We start from the raw sequence: 15911 nt of genomic DNA, 5'->3' as shown, positions 1-15911 counted from the left end.
GACGCTGACTCACGAGTCTCCTAGAGCTTCAAAGCAAATCACAACGAACAAACGACAACGAGAGAAACCACCGATGACCACCCTGCAGAACACCATCGAAGCGGCTTGGGACAATCGCGAGAAGTTCGACAAGAACGACGCGGCGGTGCAGCAGGCGATCGAGCGCGCGATCGCGCTGCTCGACAGCGGCGAGGCGCGCGTTGCCGAGCCGACTGCCTCGGGTTGGCAGGTCAATGAGTGGCTGAAGAAGGCGGTGCTGCTGTATTTCCGCCTGCACGACAATGCGCCGATCGAGATGGGCGCGCTGTCCGGCTTCGACAAGGTGCCGCTGAAGTTCGCCGGCTGGAGCGCGAAGGACTTCGCCGCTCAGGGCGCGCGCGTCGTGCCGCCGGCGGCGGTGCGCCGCGGCGCATTCATTGCGCCGGGCGCGATCCTGATGCCGAGCTACGTCAACATCGGCGGCTACGTCGGCCGCGGCACGATGGTCGATACCTGGGCGACGGTCGGCTCCTGCGCGCAGATCGGCGCCAACGTGCACCTGTCCGGCGGCGTCGGCATCGGCGGCGTGCTCGAACCGCTGCAGGCGGCGCCGACCATCATCGAGGACGACTGCTTCATCGGCGCGCGCTCGGAGATCGTCGAAGGCGTGATCGTCGAGAAGGGCGCGGTGATCTCGATGGGCGTGTTCATCGGCCAGTCGACGCCGATCTACGACCGCGAAGCCGACACCGTCAGCTATGGCCGCGTGCCGGCCGGCGCCGTGGTCGTCGCCGGCAGCCTGCCGAAGGCCGGCGGCAAGTACACCCTGAACTGCGCGGTGATCGTCAAGCGCGTCGACGAGAACACGCGCAAGAAAGTCGGCATCAACGCCCTGCTGCGCGATCTGTAATCGCCCGGCGCCGGACGCGGGCGGCCCGCCGCCGCGCGCGTCCGGCGCGCCCTCATCGAAGCCCGCTCAGGCTTTCGTTCAGGCCGCGCTCACGGCGCGCGCTGCGTCGGCGCGCCGCCTTCGGTGCCGCCGGTACCGCCACCAGTACCGCCAGTACCGCCGACGATCTGCTCCGGATCGAACTCGCCGATGCGCAGGTAGCGCGTCGCCAGCTGCACCTCGCGCAGGAAACAGAACAGGCCGCCGATCAGCGACGCGATCGCCGCGACGTACAGGCCGGCGATCAGCGCCGACAGGTTCCAGCGCGAGAACGTACCGACGAACAGCACGACGATGACGCTGCTGATCAGCAGCGCGCAGCCGATGCAGAACGTGATCGCGCGATTGGTCAGTCGCGCGCGGCGCGCCTGCTGGTGCAAGGCCTTGCGCAGACCCGGCACGCGCCTGGGCGGCGCCGTCAGCATTTCCGCCTCCAGCTTGCGCGCGCGGTCGACGATGCGCGCCAGCCGGCTGGTCAGCACGCCGAGCATCGCGCTGACGCCGGTCAGCAGGAACACCGGCGCGACCGAGACCTGGATCGTGTGGGCAATCTCCGCGATTTGAGTTTCTTCCATGGCCGGCTTCCACAGGGACGCCGCATTATCCACGAGCGGCGCGCGCGGCAGCAGCGGGCTAGAATTCCGCGACTTTTCCCGGACTGACCCTGCAATGGCTGACGATGTGGCGGCGCGCGCCGTACTCGACCTCACCTGCGCGCTGATCGCGCGCCGCTCGCTGACGCCCGACGACGCCGGCTGCTGCGCGCTGATCGGCGAGCGTCTGGCGCGGCTCGGCTTCACGCTCGAAGCGATCGACGCCGGCGGCGTCACCAACCTGTGGGCGACGCTCGGCAACGGCGGCCCGCTGCTGATCCTCGCCGGCCACACCGACGTCGTGCCGCCGGGCCCGCGCGAGGCCTGGCTCAGCGACCCGTTCGAGCCGCAGATCCGCGACGGCGTGCTCTACGGCCGCGGCGCCGCCGACATGAAGTCGGGGCTCGCGGCGATGGTGGTCGCCGCCGAACGCCTGCTGGCGCGCCGCGCGCTGCGCGGCACCCTCGCCTTTCTCATCACCAGCGACGAGGAAGGCAGCGCCCGCCACGGCACGCGCCACGTCGTCGAGGTGCTGAAGGCGCGCGGCCTCCGGCCGGACTACGCGATCGTCGGCGAGGCGACCGCCGCCGAACGCCTCGGCGATCGCATCACGATCGGCCGCCGCGGCTCGCTCGGCTGCAATCTGCGCGTGCTCGGCAAGCAGGGCCACGTCGCCTATCCGGACAAGGCCGAGAACCCGATCCACCGCCTCGCGCCGGCGCTCGCCGAGCTGACGGCGACGGTCTGGGATCAGGGCAACGCGCACTTCCCGCCGACCTCGTTCCAGGTCTCGAACCTGCACGCCGGCACCGGCGCGAGCAACGTCATTCCCGGCCACGCCGACCTGGTCTTCAACTTCCGCTTCTGCACCGAATCGAACGCCGAGGACCTGAAAGCGCGCGTCGGCGCGATCCTCGACCGCCACGGCCTGCGCTACGAAGCCGACTGGTGGCTGTCCGGCGAGCCGTTCCTGACGCGTGAGGCCGAGCTGGTCGACGCCGCCCGCGCGTCGATCGCCGACGTCACCGGCATCGCCGCGCCGCTGCTGTTCACCGGCGGCGGCACCTCCGATGCGCGCTTCCTCGCGCCCTGGGGCGCGCAGACCGTCGAGATCGGCCCGGTCAACGACAGCATCCACAAGATCAACGAGCACGTGCGCGTCGACGATCTCGACCGCCTCAGCCGCATCTACGAAGGCGTGCTCGAGCGCCTGCTGTGAGCACGGATCCGCACGCCGCGCCGGACGTCGCCTTCCGTCCGCCGTGGCTGCTGCGCCATCCGCAGATCCAGTCGATCCTCGCGACCAAGAGTCCGCGCCGGCGCCGCTGGCTGGCGCGCGACGGCCGCATGGAAGCCGCCTGCCAGCCGCTGCTGCTCGATGCCGGCGACGGCGTGCGGCTCGCCGCCTACTGGTCGCCGCAGGCGCCGGCCGCGCCGCCGCGCGGCCGCGTCGTGCTGATCCATGGCTGGGAAGGCAGCCACGCATCGAGCTATCTGTATTCGATGGCGTGCACGGTCTACGCCGCCGGTTTCGACGTGCTGCGCCTGAACCTGCGCGACCACGGCGGCACGCACCACCTGAACCGCGAGTTCTTCCATTCGGCGCGCATCGCCGAGGTGCTCGGCGCGATCGCCGCGGCGCCGGTGCGCGCGGCCGACGCGCCGCTGTACGTCATCGGCTTCTCGCTCGGCGGTAATTTCTCGCTGCGCGTCGGCCTGCACGGACCGGCCGCCGGCGTGCACCCGCGCCTGGCGATCGGCATCTCGCCGGCGATCAATCCGCGCGCGACGATGCAGGCGATCGACGACGGGCCGACGCTGTTCCGCTGGTATTTCACCGGCAAATGGCGCAAGACCGTGCAGGCGAAGAAAGCGGCCTGGCCGGAACTCGAGGTCGCGCACCTGCTCGGCGAGCGCAGCCTGGTCGCGATCACCCGCCACTTCGCCGAACGCCATACCGAGTACGGCGCGCTCGATCCCTACTTCGCCGCCTATACGCTCGACGCCGCGCAGCTCTATGCCTCGCCGACGCCGCTGGCCATCATCACCGCCGCCGACGATCCGGTGATCCCGGTCGCCGATTTCGCCGGCCTGCGCGCGCAGGGCGCGCTGCGCGCCTTCGATCTCACCCGTTACGGCGGGCACTGCGGCTTTTTCGACGCGATCGCCGGCGCGACCTGGGCCGAGCGCCGCGTGCTGCAACTGCTCGACGCGCCGCGCTGAACGCCGGCGCGCGCCGGCCCGGCCTTCAGGTCACCTTGGCGCGCTTGACCAGCGCCGAGACCAGCGCCGGCGCCCAGCGCTTCAGGTAGATCGCGGCCTGTTCGCGGCCGACGTACAGCTCTTCGGCATTGCGCGCAACGCCGGCCCAGATGCGCGCGGCACAGGTTTGCGCGTCCATGCCCTTGGCCTGCGCATCGTCCATCCGGTCGTGCCGGCCGCCGTCGCCGGTGATGGCGTTGCGCGACACTTCCGTGCGGATGAAGCCGGGGCAGACCAGCGTGAAGCGCACCTGGTCGCGCCACAGCTCGGCCCGCGCCGATTCGAAGAAGCCGTGCAGCGCGTGCTTGGCGGCCGCATAGCCGGTGCGCAGCGGCGTGCCCATCTTGCCGACCACGCTGCTGATGACCACGACGTGTCCGCCGCCGCGCGCGCGCATGCCCGGCACCACGGCCTTGGTCAGCGCCACCGTCGCGAAGAAATCCAGCTCCATGATGCGCCGGTAGACGTCCATCGAAGTGTCGAGCATCAGGCTGCGCTGCGAGATGCCGGCGTTGTTGACGAGCACGTCGATCGGCCCGAAGCAGGCCTCGGCCGCGGCCCGCGCAGCCTCGGCGTCGAACTGCGTCAGATCGAGCGGCAGCACGGCGACCTTCGCCGGATCGGCGCAGGCGGCGCGCACGCGTTCGAGCTCGTCGACACGCCGCGCGCTCAGCACCAGCTTCACGCCCTGCCTGCTGGCGAGCACCGCCATCGCCTCGCCGATGCCGCTCGAGGCGCCGGTGATCCAGATCGTCTTGCCCGCCAGGTCCGTCATGCAGCGTCTCCGAATGTCAGGCGCGCAGTCTGCCACGGCGCACGCCGTCCGCCTGCGCGCAAATCCGGCCCCGTCGCTACAACGGCATCAGCGCGTAGCCCTGCTGCTGCAGCATCGTCGCCGTGGTCAGCGCCGACAGCGCCAGCGTCACGTCGGCCGACAGCCAGTCCGGCGCGAAGCCCCAGCCGGCGACCGCCTGACCGCAGACGGCAACGTCGACGCCAGCCTTGCGCAGCGCGGCGAGCAAGGGCAGGTTCGGATTGTCGACGCCGAACTTCTCACGGTAGTGCGCGGCATCGAGCACCAGCGGCGTCGCCGCCCCGGACAGCACCGCGACGAAATGCAGATGATCGAGCGGCACGCCGGACGCGGTGTAGAGATTGACGGTGCGAGCGACGCGATCGAGCGAGGGATTGACCTCCTCCGGCGCCTTGGCGCCCTGCGTCAGCGTGAACACCACCTTGTAGTGCGCATGCGCATCCGGCACGTAGGCGGCGCCGGGAATGTCCTGGATCCGGCCGTAGCCGGCGATCGCCGGGACCGGGGCTGCCGGCGCGGCGGCGGTGCTGCCTGCAAACGCCAGCGCCATGAGCGCCAGCGCTGTGTGAATCCTCGATCGCATGGAAAGTCACCTGCTCGTGATGGCGTCGAACGACGCGATGATCCCGCCGCCGCCGGCACACGGCAAACGCGCGCGCCGCCGCGGCCAGAAGAACAGCAACCCAAAAGAAACGCCCGCCGCATCGGCTGCGGCGGGCGTCGTCACGGCGCTTCAGCGAGCGCCGGCGCGGACCGGCTTCAGGCCGCCTTTTCGAGCGCGGCGTCCCACTTGCCGAGCGCGGCGAGGCCGTTCATGTGCGCGCGATGCAGATGCGCGACGCGGCCGGCATCGGCGTTCTTGCCGCCCCAGGCCTTCAGCGCCGCGGCCTGCAGGGCGCGGCCGTACGAGAACGTCAGCTTCCACGGCAGCGGACCCATCTTGTTCATCAGGTCGAGGTGCGCGGTCGCGTCCTCGTCCGACTGGCCGCCCGACAGGAAGGCGATGCCCGGCACCGCGCCCGGCACGTGGCGCTTGAGCGTGCGCAGCGTGGCGGCGGCGACCGTCTGGCGATCGGCCTGCACCGGGCACTTCTTGCCCGAGATGACCATGTTCGGCTTGAGCACCATGCCTTCGAGCAGGACCTTCTGCTTGCCGAGTTCGACGAACACCGCTTCGAGCGTACGGTTGGTGACGTCCTCGCAGACCTCGATCGTGTTGTCGGCGTCCATCAGCACTTCCGGCTCGACGATCGGCACGATGCCGGCTTCCTGGCACAGCGCCGCGTAGCGGGCCAGCGCGTGCGCGTTGGTGTGAATACAGTAGTCGCTCGGAATGCCGTTGCCGATGGTGATGACGCCGCGCCACTTGGCGAAGCGGGCACCGGCCTCACGGTACTTGACGAGGCGCTCGCGCAGGCCGTCGAGGCCTTCGGTGACCGTCTCGCCCGGCGCGCCGGCGAGGTCCTTGGCGCCCTTGTCGACCTTGATGCCCGGGATCACGCCCTTGGCGGCGAGCAGCTGCGGGAACGGCGTGCCGTCGAGCGCCTTCTGGAACAGCGTTTCCTCGAACAGGATCACGCCCGAGGTGTACTGCTCGAAGCCCTGGGTCGTGAACAGCATGTCGCGGTACGCCTGGCGATGCGCTTCGGTGTTCTCGATGTTGATGCTCTTGAAGCGCTTCTCGATCGTGCCCGTGCTCTCGTCGGCGGCCAGGATTCCCCGGCCCGGGGCGACCATGGCGAGCGCGGTTTCGTTCAACAACTTCTCGTTCATAAGTTCCAATGCTCCGCTGTGTATTCCGTGTCCCGGCCCAACCCGGTCAGGGGCCAGAAGTTTAGAGGAAGGGCATGCCAAATTCACTTTCCGGCCCGTCGGCGGCGCGCGGCTGCCGGAAGGGGCCAGACTGCCGCAAACCGCGAGCCGTGTCCGTGCCGCCGCGCACGCAGCCGCCACCCGCGACGCCGCGGCCGATGGCGGTCGCCGGCGCCCCCGCGCCGGATTAAGCTGGGGCTCCATCCCTCGACACGCCGGAGCGCCCGCATGGCCAAGATCCTCGTCCTCTATCACAGCCTCTACGGCCATATCGAAGCGATGGCGCAGGCCGTCGCCGCCGGCGCCGGCGAAGTCGCCGGGGTGGAAACCAGCCTCAAGCGCGTCCCCGAGACGATGAGCGAGGACGTCCTCGCCAAGATCGGCGCCAAGCTGCATCAGACCGCGCCGGTCGCGGCGGTCGACGAACTGGCCGGCTACGACGCGATCCTGTTCGGCACGCCGACGCGCTTCGGCAACATGACCGGCCAGATGCGCACCTTCCTCGACCAGACCGGCGGCCTGTGGGCCAAGGGCGCGCTGATCGGCAAGATCGGCAGCGTGTTCACCTCGAGCGCGACGCAGCACGGCGGCCAGGAAAGCACGCTGCTGACCTTTCACACCAACCTGCTGCACCACGGCATGATGATCGTCGGCCTGCCGTACAGCTGCGCCGCGCAGATGGGGCTCGACGAAATCAAGGGCGGCAGCCCGTACGGCGCCTCGACGATCGCCGGCGGCGACGGCAAGCGCATGCCCAGCGAACAGGAACTCGGCATGGCGCGCTTCCAGGGCAGGCACGTCGCGCAGATCGCGGTCAAGCAGTTCGACTGAAGCGTGCCCGCTCGTGACCTCGCGCGGCGCGCATGTACAATCCGCGCGCCGCGCAACGGAAGGGTGGCAGAGCGGTTTAATGCACCGGTCTTGAAAACCGGCGATGGGCAACCATCCGTGGGTTCGAATCCCACCCCTTCCGCCACTTCGGAACAAAACCGGCAACGCCGATTCCCGCCGATTTCTCTCCTTTTGCGGCCACAAGCATGCTCAGCAGGGGGCCTTTGCTCCCTTTGATGTAAATGCGTCGTCGGCAACCTCAATGCGCAGGGCGGAAGCGCGGACGTGGTCCCACCGATAGCCGCCCTTTCCGAGCCGGAGCCGACCGCGTGTTTCAGTCGCCAGTTCGCGCACGGCCGCGCCTGCAAGGGCGTGATGCGACGAGCTTTGGAGCATGACTTCGCTCCTGGCCGCATCGGCGCGCGCCTGTTCCCAAATCGCCATGAGCCCCGACGACGCGATCGAAAAGGGCGGATTCGGCCGAGTCGAGTGAACCGCCTCTACGGCGTCATAGAGGCGATTGAGGCGGTGATCGGCTGGCCGATCTCGTGCCCCGATCAGGGCATATTCCTAAGCAGGTATCGTCATCAGCGCGCAGGCCGACGGTGGCGTCGATGGCAGCGTATCCGCGCGTCGGTCTTTTGACCGACGTCAACCGCCCGTCGCGCCGCCCCGCATAACATGGCGGTGAAGGGGGCCGGCATGAGAAGGCGAGACATACTCGTTGGCGTAGGCGGTGCACTCGTACTGGCTGGCGGTGGCACCGCCGGCTGGCGGTCGGCCGTGGGTTCGATGGGTGACTTCGACACCTATACAGGCAGCCTTCGCGTCCCGATGCCTGCCAACCCGGACATCGTCGACATCATCCGCTACGCGACGCTTGCCGCCAACGGCCACAATGCGCAGCCTTGGCAGTTTCGCGTCGGGGAAAGCACGATCGACATTCTGCCCGACCTCTCCCGCACCACACCGGTCGTCGATCCCGACAATCATCACCTCTGCGTCAGTCTCGGATGTGCAGCCGAGAATCTGCTGATCGCCGCCAGCGCGAGCGGACGGCCCGGGCAGTTGGAAACGGATGCTGGAGGCGAGCGCGTCCGCTATTCCTTCTCCAGAGCTGAAGCCCGTCCGCATCCGCTGCTTACCGCCATCCCCAGGCGGCAATCCACCCGGGCGGAATATGACGGGCGCTCGGTGCCTGCAGCGGATATCGAGTCACTTCGACAGTCCGCCGAAACGCCGGGTGTGCGTCTCGTCTTGCTTACCGACCGCGCGCGGATCAATCAGGTGCGGGATCTGGTCGTCGCCGGCAACGATGCACAGATGGCCGACGCGGCCTTCATGGCCGAGCTGAAACGATGGCTGCGGTTCAATCCGCGCAGCGCCATGGTGTCCGGTGACGGCCTGTTCTCGGCCGCAAGCGGCAATCCGGTGCTGCCAGAATTTCTCGGCGATCTCGCCTTTGACACGTTCTTCACGGCCAGCGCCGAAAACGACAAATATGCGCGCCAGATCGACTCCTCGGCGGGTATCGCGATCTTTCTGGCGGAGCGCGAGGACAAAGCGCACTGGATCGCAGTGGGGCGCGCCTGCCAGCGTTTCGCGCTTGCCGCGACTGCTTCCGGCCTCAAGCACGCCTTCATCAACCAGCCTGTCGAGATCGCGCGGCTGCGGCCTGAATTGGCGGCGCTGATCGGGGAACGCGGAATGCGGCCCGATATCGTCATGCGCTTCGGCTACGGCCCGACGCTGCCCTTCTCGCCCCGGCGCCCCGTGAACACCGTTCTGGTCTAGCAACGGCAAGCGACGATACCGCTGATGAGCATGAACGAGCGGTCTGCCAACCTTGTCGGACAAGCAATTTAGAGGGCCATGGCGTAGACGTAGTTCTCCGTTTCATCGCTCTCGGCCCGCCACAAAAATATTGGAGCGCCTTCGGCGCTCTGATGCTTTAGAAATTCGAGATTTTCCGAATGCGCCCTCGCCGCTCGTCGGGTACGGCGGCCGCCCGCGGCCCTTCAGCGCAGCAGCGGCATGCCGGCACCGGCGACGGCAAGGAGCGTGGCCCGCGCTGATCGCAGCTGCGGACAGGCCGGGCTCGCGGCCTCGCTGCGCGGCGCCCAGCCTTCGACGGGCAGGCTGTCGCTGAGGCTGGGCGGCAACGCGCCGTCCTCGGCCCAGTCCGAAGCGGCGGAGCCCATGGCGAAATCCAGCGACGCTCCGGAGACGATGTCGGCGTACCGGATCCAGCTGCGCTGCAGCGGACAGGGTCCGAGCTGCGCCGACTGAATGTAGTAGGCGTCCGGCGAGACATCTTTGGCGGCGATGGTGAAGCTTCCGCCATCCGCGGTCGGCAGGGTCACCCGATCGAAGAACGGCGAGCCGATCGCGTAGGTATCGAAACCCGGCGACGCGGGGAACAGGCCGAGCGCCGCGGCCACGAACATCGACGACATCGTGCCGGCGTCGTTGTCCATGGTGGGCAGAAAGCCCGCCGGCTGAAGCCGGTAAACCTCCATTTTCCGCGGCGTGAGGTATTCGCCGTTGCGGGTCAGCGCGTAAGGGAAAGCGTCCCCGGAGGCGATATAGCGATTGCAGGAACTCCCGCCGAAGATCTGCCGCACCCAGTACTGGGTACGGCTGGGCTTGCCGGCGTAGTCGAACAGGTAGGCGCCGATCAGATCGACTTCATTGGCGTTCGAATGCAGCATCCGGCTGCAGTCTTCCGGGGCCTGCTCTCCGAAGAAGAAGCTGACCGCTTCGGCGAACGGCGCCTGACCTCCCATCAGCTGCATCAGGCCGCCAAGGTCCGCCGTGTCGTACCAGTTGTATTGCCACAGGGTGCCCTGGTAGAGCCCGTCGGGGCCGAAAGCCTCCGGATCGATCTCGTTCCAGCTGCCGTCGGCCGCCCTCGGCCACAGCAGGCCGATCCGCGTGCCGCGGGGCGAGGTCCAGCCGTCCCTGTTGAAGATGTTGCGATAGCGGGTGGCGCGCTGCGCTAGCGCATCGGCTTCGGACGTCTTGCCCAGCGCCCGGGCGATGCGCGACATGGCCCAGTCGTCGTAGGCGGTGCCGAGCAGATCGGAAACCTGGCCGGGGAAATAGCCGAGCCGGGTGTTGTCCTCGTCCCACAAACCGTTCGAGAACGCCTTCAGCGCCGGATAGGCCTCGGCCAGGCGCGGCAGCTCCACCCCCTTGGCCACCGCATCGGCGATCACGACGGCGGAGCGCTCGAAGCGCACGGTCGGCACCGCCTGGACCAGGGCCGCAGGATCGGTCTGGCCGGTCGGCGCGAGGTCGGCGAAGAGATCGACCATCGAACGCGTCATGTCGGCGTAGCGCTGCGGCGCCACCAGCGCGATCACCGCGTACTTGCGGTAGTCGTCCCAGGTCGTGAAGCCGTCGTAGTGGACATAAGCGCTGGCTTCGCGAATCTGCCCGTCGACGCCCCTATAAAGCCCGGTGGTGCTGGTGGCGTTCACCGGCGTGCCGAACATCTTGTACAGATGGGTATAGAACAGCTTCTGCAGCGTGCCGTCCGGATCGGCGCGGCTCGACGCCGTGACGCGGACGCGCGCGAGCAGATCGTTCCACTGCTGATAGGCCGACGCGCGCACCTCGTCGAACGTGCGGCTGCCCAGTTCCTTGGCCTGGTCGATGCGGGCCTGCTCGGCGCTGATCGGCGACAGCGTGATCTTGAGGCCGACGACCTTGTCGGCGCGGGTGTCGAACTGCAGGATCACGCCGACGTCGGTGCCGCTCTGGCTGCCGGCGCCGGACAGCGCGCCATCGGGGCCCCAGGTGCGCACCGAGGCCGCCGGCGCGGTCGTTTCGGCGTAGTAGTAGAGCGTGTAGTCGGAGGTGTAGAAGTTTCCGTCCAGCCGGCCCTGCAGGCCGATCCTGCCGTCAGGCAGGGTGCTGACGTCCACCGTGGCATGGAGGCGCCGATGGAAGTTGGACGACAGGTCGACGATCAGGCTGGCCGTGGTGGCCGTATCCGGAAAACGGTAGCGGTCCCAGCCGCTGCGCGTATCCGCCGTCATCTCGGCATCGATGGCCCCCGGCAGCAGGCCGCTCAGGCTGGAGAGGTCCGGGTTCGCGTCCAGCAGCTTGACCTGGTAGTAGCCGGGCCGCGCGGTTTCGGCGCGATGGCTGAAGAACTTCGCATACGCCGCGTACGGAAGTGAACCGAGATCGCCTGCCGGGTCGCCAAGCAGCAGCGGTCTTTTGCTGCCGAGATAAGCCCCCTTCATCGGCGCGACGAGCAGATCCCCGCCGCCGCCGCTGCTGCCCACGCCATCCAGATTGGTGTGCGTGAAGCCGGCGATTTCCGGAATCGGATAGTTGTATCCACTGTGCGCGCGATAAGGCCAGGACATCGGGTTGACCTTGGCCAGTCCGTTCGGCACGTAGGCCCCGGGCAGATCCTGGCCGTAGTCGTCGGCGGTCGACACGAAAGGGTCTACATACGCGGCGGCGTCCAGCGGAATGTCGGACGCGGGCGTATCGCCCCCCGTCGTCGCCCCGCCCGCCCCGGCCGCAGGCGCCGACGTGGACGAACCGCAGGCGGCCAGCACCGCCGCGAGGAGCGATGCGGCGATCAAGGCATGCAAGCGCAAATGCGGCATCGCTGGATTCACCCATCACCGTGGAAATGACCGCGCACTCTAGCGGCCACATGTTGCAGCCTCCTTTCCTGAACGCCGGCCGCGTTCCCCTGAAGAAGGGGGAACGATCGGATCAGCCGCCGCCGCAGCTCAGCGTCGCATCGGCCCAGTCGGCGTGGCTGCCGTCAAGCCCGTGATCGGCGTCGCCGACGTGCAGGACCAGCGTGGTGACACCCCGGATGTCGAGCGCGTCGATGCGCAGGGGCTGATCGCCGTTTTTCATGACGCCGCTGTCCCAGAGCTTGATGCCGTCGCCCCAGACCTCGAACTGCGCGTATCCGGCCAGCCCCAGCCGCGTTCTTCCCTTGTCGTCGACGCCGACGACGCTACTGAACGTCGAGCACCGGCCGTTGAGCCGATAGACGATGTTGGCCAATGCATTGACCGCGATGCCCTGCTCGTAGCTCGTGCCCCCGAGCTGGAGCGAGCCGCCGCCGACGGCCTGATTCCGATAGAGCCCGTCGGACTTCAGGGGATCCAGCGTCGAGGTGGTCACCAGCGCTTCGATCGGCTCCGAACCCAGCGAGATGACGCCGTCGAAAGCGCGCTCCTTGCCCTTGATGACGAAGATGGCGGTGCCGTGCGGCGGCACGGCTTTCGCGGTATAGGCGCCCGTCATGTTGCCGACCTGCGTATGCGTCCACAGGTCGCGGACCGTCACCGCGCCTTCGAAGCCCAGACGGGCCGGATCGACGCTGATGTCGGCCGCGGACGTCGTGCCGTTCACCATGGCCACCGCCCACTCGCCCGATGCGGACAGCGGACGTTTCCACACCTGCAGGACACCCTCCGGCTGGGCGGAAATTTCCGTGAGCGAATGGCCATTGGCGGCATTGGCCGCGAGCGAGGCCGGCACGTCGAGCGCGGGCGACAGCGTCAGCAGATCCTGATTGACCGCGATGATCTCGCGATTGGACAGAATCTCCAGCGTCTCGCTCGACTGGCTGGACAGATCATTGCCCGCCAGCAGCGGACTGAGGAACATGGCCCACATCGCAAACTGCGTCTTTTGCGCGTCCAGCCAGTACGCCTCGTCGGACGCGTTGCCGACCTGAAGCATGTCCAGATCGTTGAAGTAGGCGGGGCCGATGACGTAGCTGGCGTTGGCGTGGGCGTAGTAGATGCTGTCCGCGATCGTCGACCAGCTCTTACCGACGTTCTCGGAAACACGCGCGGCATTCGACACGGTCCGAGCCGGGAACGGCACGAGCGGGCTGTACCACTGTCCGCTCCAGAAACCCTCGAGCGCCAGCGGATCGGCACTCACGAAGATCGGCTGCGTCGGCCGCTCGCCGGCGTCGGCGGCGTTCGCGTCGATGTTGCGTTGCCGCGCCTTGAGCAGAGCGTCGTGCATGACGCCGTAGCTGGCCGTGAAGCTGCCGCAGGAATCGTATTTGAGGTAGTCGACGCCCCAGTCCTGAAAGCTCTGGGCATCCTGCTCTTCATGCAGATAGCTGCCGACGCCGCCGGCGTATCCGTCCATGCCCGCGCAGGTCCGACCGAAGAAGCTCGGCGATTCGTAGAGGCCGAACAGCAGATTCAGTTCGGGATTTTTCCGGCTGTGCAGCGCATGAATCTTCTGCGCCAGCGCCTTCATGCCGGGCACGACGACGATCGTGCCGTCGCTCTGCACCTGCTCTTCGTCGGGGAACTTGTCCTGGTTCGAGCGCAGCGCCCCGTCCGCATCCCGACCATCCATCCAGCAGTCGTCGAGATTGACGTAGCGATAGCCGGCGTCGATCAGACCGGAATCGACCAGGGCCTGCGCCTGGGCGAGGACCGCGGTCTCATTCAGGTCGTCGCAGCGAAAGTAGTTCCATGAATTCCAGCCCATCGGCGCGCGCTTGTACGTACCGTCGACGGCATCGACGGCGTCGACCGCCGGGCTGTCGCTTCTGCCGCAGCCCAGCATCGTGAAGGCGGTGAAAACGATCACGCCCGTCATTCGGCTCGAATGCATATTCCCCTTGTCCCCTTGTCGTCGATAACGCCGGCATCGCGCAGCCCTGCGACCCGCCTTCGCGAAGGCGTCGATGGGCAAGCGAGGCTGGAAGTCAGCGCGAAGCCGGGCCTCGGAGACCGTCGCCGGAGACTCTTTCCGGTGGGAACTCAGGCCGTGTCGCGTATCCGGCGGATGCTAGTCGGCGCGAATGACATCCCGATGGCGATCGCCAGACAGCCGACGTCCGTCACGCACCGCGCGCAAGAGCGCGACGCAGCCCTGCAGATCCTCGATTGAACGACGGCCTTCGCCGCTTGCGGCCAGCGCACGAGCGACACTTCGCTGCGCCGCTACTTGGCGCCAGGCGCTGTCGTCGGCCGACGCGGCAGCGCGCGGTTCCGACTAGAGCCTGTCAGGGAAGGTCTGAAAACGCTCGCCATTGCGAGGTCGCGCAGCGGCCGTGGTGATCCAGAGACATCGCTTGCGCAGGGCACTACTGGATGGCTTCGTCGCCTACGGCGCCTCGCCATGACGGAACAGGGACTGCATTCAGATCTTCCTTCACGGCCACAGCGACGCTATTGGCATTCACAGGCCTTGGGGAAGATCGGAAAAACCCCGTCATCGCGAGGCCGCGCAGCGGCCGCGGCGATCCAGGGACGCGACTTGTTTCGTGCGCCGCTGAACGGCTTCGTCGCCTGCGGCTCCCTCGCCATGACGATGTATGGGATTCCTCAGCGGCTACGCGAGCGGCCGGGTTTGCCGCCGCGCGGCGCCGGTCGCGACGGACGCGTCGGGCGCGCACCGGCAGGCGCCGGACGGGACTCGCCGCGCCGCGCCGTGCCGCTGCGCGGCGCGGCACGGTCGGTACGGGGCGCCGGCGTCTGGCGCTCCGCCGTGGACCGGCTCTGGTGTTCCGTCGTGGATCGGCTCCGGCGCTCCGCCGTGGGCCGACTCTGGCGCTCTGCCGTGGAGCGGCTCTGGCGTTCCGCGGCGGGCCGGCTCCGGCCTCGCGCTTCGCGCGGTTCGCGCACCTCGCGCCGCTCGGCGGCCCGCGGTTCGCGGCGTTCTTCGCGTTCTTCGCTGCGCGCCCGCGTGCCGCGGCCTGCGCCGGGCTCGCGCCGCTTGCCTTCGGGTTCGCCGCGCGCCGCGGTCCGCGGTGCCGGCCGCTTCGGCGGCTGGCCGCGTCCGGGGCGGCGCTTGGTTTCAATCCCGGCTTCGGCTTCGCTGAGACCGACGGCGTCGAGCAGAGCCAGCAGCTCGACCGGCGTCGCCTCGCGCGCAGTGCCGGACTTGATGCCGCGTCCGAGTTCGATCGGGCCGTAGTTGATGCGGATCAGGCGGCTGACCTGCAGATCCTGCGATTCGATCAGGCGGCGCACGAGCCGGTTGCGGCCCTCGCGCACGCTGACGTGAAACCACTGGTTGGCACCCTCGCCGTCCTCGTTCTCGCCCGGCTCGACGCGCTCGAAACGCGCCTTGCCGTCATCGAGCTCGACGCCGGCTTTCCAGCGCGCGATGACATCCTCGTCGACCGTGCCGAGCACGCGCACGGCATAGGTGCGCGGGATCTCGAAGCTCGGATGCGTGAGGCGCCGCGCGAGTTCGCCGTGATTGGTGAACAGCAGCAGGCCCGAGGTGTTGATGTCGAGGCGGCCGATCGCGATCCAGCGCCCGGATTCGAGCTTCGGCAGCTTGCGGAATACGGTGCGGCGCCCTTCCGGATCGTCGCGTGTGACCAGCTCGCCGACGCGCTTCTTGTAGATCAGCACGCGCGCCGGCTCGGCCTTGGCCTTCAGCGACACCGGCCTGCCGTCGACGCGGATGTGGTCCTCGTGATCGACTTTCTGGCCGAGTTCGGCCGGCTGCCCGTTGACGAGAATGCGGCCCTCGTCGATCAGGCGTTCGATCTCGCGGCGCGAGGCCACGCCCGCGGTCGCGAGCAGTTTCTGGATACGTTCACTCATGGCACGTCCTCCCGACGTTCCGATGATGCCGCGGCGCCATGCGCGCCAGCGGGCGAAAGACATCGCGCCACCTGGCGGCGATGCGAAGACGCGGT

General features: G+C 68.3%; 12 protein-coding genes and 1 tRNA gene. 6 read left to right on the top strand and 7 right to left on the bottom strand.

Annotation, left to right across the window (positions count from 1 at the left end; all coding sequences use genetic code 11):
- Positions 1 to 73 precede the first annotated feature (73 nt).
- Positions 74 to 889, top strand: coding sequence for a 2,3,4,5-tetrahydropyridine-2,6-dicarboxylate N-succinyltransferase (dapD, locus tag K343_RS0108200; RefSeq protein ID WP_028007650.1), 816 nt, complete (start codon positions 74 to 76; stop codon positions 887 to 889).
- An 89-nt stretch (positions 890 to 978) separates the two neighbouring features.
- Here dapD and K343_RS21410 read toward each other — a convergent pair whose 3' ends face one another.
- Positions 979 to 1503 (bottom strand): DUF2721 domain-containing protein, encoded by a 525-nt coding sequence (locus K343_RS21410; RefSeq protein WP_051278063.1) that lies wholly within the window; start codon positions 1501 to 1503, stop codon positions 979 to 981.
- Positions 1504 to 1597: 94 nt separating this feature from the next.
- On the opposite strand from K343_RS21410, the gene dapE reads away from it, so the two are divergent.
- Positions 1598 to 2740, top strand: a complete 1143-nt coding sequence (gene dapE, locus K343_RS0108190) for a succinyl-diaminopimelate desuccinylase (protein ID WP_028007649.1) — start codon at positions 1598 to 1600, stop codon at positions 2738 to 2740.
- Positions 2737 to 3744 carry a YheT family hydrolase gene (locus K343_RS0108185; protein ID WP_028007648.1) on the top strand — a complete coding sequence of 336 codons (1008 nt, stop codon included), beginning with the start codon at positions 2737 to 2739 and terminating at the stop codon, positions 3742 to 3744. Before dapE ends, K343_RS0108185 begins: the two co-directional genes overlap by 4 nt.
- Before the next feature lie 25 nt (positions 3745 to 3769).
- Here the strand turns inward: K343_RS0108185 and K343_RS0108180 are convergent, their stop codons facing one another.
- The 3 genes from K343_RS0108180 to K343_RS0108170 form a co-directional block, all read right to left on the bottom strand.
- Positions 3770 to 4558 carry an SDR family oxidoreductase gene (locus tag K343_RS0108180; protein WP_028007647.1) on the bottom strand — a complete coding sequence of 263 codons (789 nt, stop codon included), beginning with the start codon at positions 4556 to 4558 and terminating at the stop codon, positions 3770 to 3772.
- Between the two features lie 76 nt (positions 4559 to 4634).
- Positions 4635 to 5180: a DsrE family protein gene (locus K343_RS0108175; protein ID WP_028007646.1), complete on the bottom strand. Its 546-nt coding sequence runs from the start codon at positions 5178 to 5180 to the stop codon at positions 4635 to 4637.
- A gap of 176 nt (positions 5181 to 5356) precedes the next feature.
- Positions 5357 to 6370, bottom strand: a complete 1014-nt coding sequence (locus K343_RS0108170; RefSeq protein ID WP_028007645.1) for a class I fructose-bisphosphate aldolase — start codon at positions 6368 to 6370, stop codon at positions 5357 to 5359.
- 267 nt (positions 6371 to 6637) lie between these two features.
- Here K343_RS0108170 and wrbA point away from each other — a divergent pair, with 267 nt between their 5' ends.
- The 3 genes from wrbA to K343_RS0108155 all read left to right on the top strand — a co-directional run bounded on the left by wrbA (position 6638) and on the right by K343_RS0108155 (position 9034).
- Positions 6638 to 7240, top strand: a complete 603-nt coding sequence (gene wrbA / locus K343_RS0108165) for an NAD(P)H:quinone oxidoreductase (RefSeq protein ID WP_028007644.1) — start codon at positions 6638 to 6640, stop codon at positions 7238 to 7240.
- Positions 7241 to 7297: 57 nt separating this feature from the next.
- Positions 7298 to 7385: transfer RNA gene (locus K343_RS0108160), tRNA-Ser, on the top strand.
- A gap of 557 nt (positions 7386 to 7942) precedes the next feature.
- A complete protein-coding gene (locus K343_RS0108155; protein WP_028007643.1) occupies positions 7943 to 9034 on the top strand; it encodes an Acg family FMN-binding oxidoreductase in 1092 nt (363 codons plus the stop codon).
- Between the two features lie 224 nt (positions 9035 to 9258).
- On the opposite strand, the gene K343_RS21405 is transcribed toward K343_RS0108155, so the two are convergent.
- The 3 genes from K343_RS21405 to K343_RS24910 form a co-directional block, all read right to left on the bottom strand.
- Positions 9259 to 11868 (bottom strand): glycoside hydrolase domain-containing protein, encoded by a 2610-nt coding sequence (locus tag K343_RS21405; protein WP_051278062.1) that lies wholly within the window; start codon positions 11866 to 11868, stop codon positions 9259 to 9261.
- A 112-nt stretch (positions 11869 to 11980) separates the two neighbouring features.
- Positions 11981 to 13852, bottom strand: coding sequence for an NPCBM/NEW2 domain-containing protein (locus K343_RS0108145; protein WP_028007642.1), 1872 nt, complete (start codon positions 13850 to 13852; stop codon positions 11981 to 11983).
- Positions 13853 to 14583: 731 nt separating this feature from the next.
- Positions 14584 to 15816 carry a pseudouridine synthase gene (locus K343_RS24910; protein ID WP_051278061.1) on the bottom strand — a complete coding sequence of 411 codons (1233 nt, stop codon included), beginning with the start codon at positions 15814 to 15816 and terminating at the stop codon, positions 14584 to 14586.
- Positions 15817 to 15911 lie beyond the last annotated feature (95 nt).

Source organism: Solimonas flava DSM 18980 (genome assembly GCF_000426685.1).
Lineage (GTDB): Bacteria > Pseudomonadota > Gammaproteobacteria > Nevskiales > Nevskiaceae > Solimonas > Solimonas flava.
This window is presented reverse-complemented; position numbering and strand designations above follow the sequence as displayed.